At 76.4% G+C, this 1,417-nt stretch carries 1 protein-coding gene; it reads right to left on the bottom strand.

Annotated elements, in window-relative coordinates; genetic code table 11:
- Positions 1–164: 164 nt before the first annotated feature.
- The coding region (locus CCN33_RS30660; RefSeq protein ID WP_244174000.1) for an SWIM zinc finger family protein at positions 165–1,417 on the bottom strand (1,253 nt) is incomplete at its 5' end.

Raw genomic sequence — 1,417 nt, 5'->3', positions numbered from 1 at the left:
GGCGGCGGCGTCCAGCAGGGCGGCCGGGGCCTCGCGGCCGGCGGGGTCGACCGGGAGGGCGCGGCGGTCGGTGCCCAGGAGGGCGGTGGTGAGCAGGTCGTCCCAGGTGGGCGCCGTGGTCATGGGGTTCCCTTCCGGGCGGGTCGTGGACGTGGGCAAGGTGTTCAGCACAGGCTCACCGGCGCGGCCGTCCCTTCCGGCCACGCAGACAGGGGTGTGAAGCCTCGGTGGCCGCACTCGCCGAAGACCGTGAGCGGAGCGCCTCCGGCCAGCGCGACCAGCCGCCACAGGCCCGGACGGGCCAGGAACGACGGGGTGAGCGGCAGGGCGGTGTCCGACTCGGCGTCGGCCAGGTGCCAGGAGCCGGAGGTGTCCTCCGGCACGGGTATGACCGCGTCCAGGGTGACCGGGACGGAGTCCAGCCAGGGGTCCTCGCGGAGGGCCTCGCCGTAGGAGGTGAGGGCCCGGGCGGTCGTGGTGCCGGGCGGGCGGGAGGCGGCGGGCGCCGCCGGGGCGTGCCGTTCGCCCAGGGTGGCACGGATCTGGCCCGCGCCGGGGTGGTCGGACAGGTCCGCGTCCAGGGACAGGCCGACCGGCAGCGAGAGTTCGGGTGTCCGGCCCGCCGCGCCGAAGGAGAGGAGCAGGCGGGTGCGGCCCGAGTCCGCGCCGTGCAGCCAGATGCGCCGGGTCGTCAGCTTGGCGTCGGCCGTGTCGTACTGCGCCAGCACCTGCCAGTGGTCGCGCACCGGTGGCCTGTCCGCCGAGGTGGGCAGGCCGAGGCGGGTGCGGACGGTGGCCGCGAGGGCGTTTGGGAGCCGGTCGCGGTGCAGCCAGCCCTGGTCGAGCAGATGGAGCAGGGCGCACTCCTCCAGAAGCCGGGCGGGCCAGCCCGTACCGGACGCCGGTATGGCCCCCAACTCCCGGACACGCGCGGCGAGTCCCGGTGCCTGGGCGTCGACCATGCGGGCCGCCGTCTCCTCCCACAGCCCGTATCCCGCCCGCTCGGCCGAGGCAAGGCCGTCGCGGAGCAGGTCGGCGAGGCGGCGCTCCAGCTCGGTCGCGCCCGCGGTGACCCGCTGGTCCCGGCGCTCCGCGCGCTTCCGTGCGGCCTCGGGATCGGCCGCCGAACCCGCCGCGGGCCTTGCCTGCTTGACCTCCACCCGCCCGCGCCGGCCAGCCAGCCACTGCTCGGCCCAGTCCGGCGCCGCCTCCGACTCGGGTACGGCGCCCTCGTCCCCGGCCCAGAGCAGCAGCAGCCCCAGCGCGTGTTTGCACGGGAACTTACGGCTCGGACAACTGCACTTGTACGCGGGCCCGGCGGGGTCCGACAGGTCCACCACCGTCTGGTACGGCTTGCTGCCGCTGCCCTTGCACAGTCCCCACACCGCCCCCTCCCGGCCGCTGCCCGCACCGGACC

The organism is Streptomyces recifensis (assembly GCF_002154615.1).
In the GTDB taxonomy this organism is placed as follows: Bacteria; Actinomycetota; Actinomycetes; order Streptomycetales; family Streptomycetaceae; genus Streptomyces; species Streptomyces griseoluteus.
This window is presented reverse-complemented; position numbering and strand designations above follow the sequence as displayed.